General features: G+C 61.5%; 1 protein-coding gene. It reads left to right on the top strand.

The genetic code is table 11. From position 1 onward, the window contains the following. Positions 1-292 (top strand): EamA family transporter (locus I6F21_RS37890; RefSeq protein ID WP_225184404.1); only part of this gene is annotated, 292 nt, incomplete at its 5' end. Positions 293-442: the final 150 nt, after the last annotated feature.

Genomic DNA, 442 nt, shown 5'->3' with positions numbered 1-442 from the left:
GGACTTCAGCGTGTCCGCGTTGATCTATCTTGCGTTGGCCGCGTCGGCAATGGGGTTTGGCTACGCAGCGTGGAACGTCGGCATTTTGCATGGCAACGTCACGGTATTGGCGGGCGCGTCGTATTTCATCCCGGTGTTTTCTGCGGCCCTGGCAGCGGCGCTGCTGCATGCCCCGCTGTCCCTGACGTTCTGGAAGGGGGCAGCGATGGTGGTGGCGGGGTCGATCCTGTGCTGGCTTGCGACGCGCGGCGGTCGCGCCAAGACGTTGCCTTCGCCCAAGTCTTCTACCTGACGTAACAACGGGCACATCGGGAAACTGCCACCTCAACTATTTCGCAATTAACTGCCAAGAAATCAAAAAGACCGCAGAGCGAGCCTGCACGGGAACGGGGCGTGCTAGATGCCGTGTAAGCCGCAGCGCCACGACGGAACGGCGGCATAC

The organism is Bradyrhizobium sp. NBAIM03 (assembly GCF_020194055.1).
Taxonomy (GTDB): Bacteria; Pseudomonadota; Alphaproteobacteria; order Rhizobiales; family Xanthobacteraceae; genus Bradyrhizobium; species Bradyrhizobium yuanmingense.
Note: the sequence above shows the minus strand (reverse complement) of the source record. Positions and strands in the feature narration are given on the sequence as shown.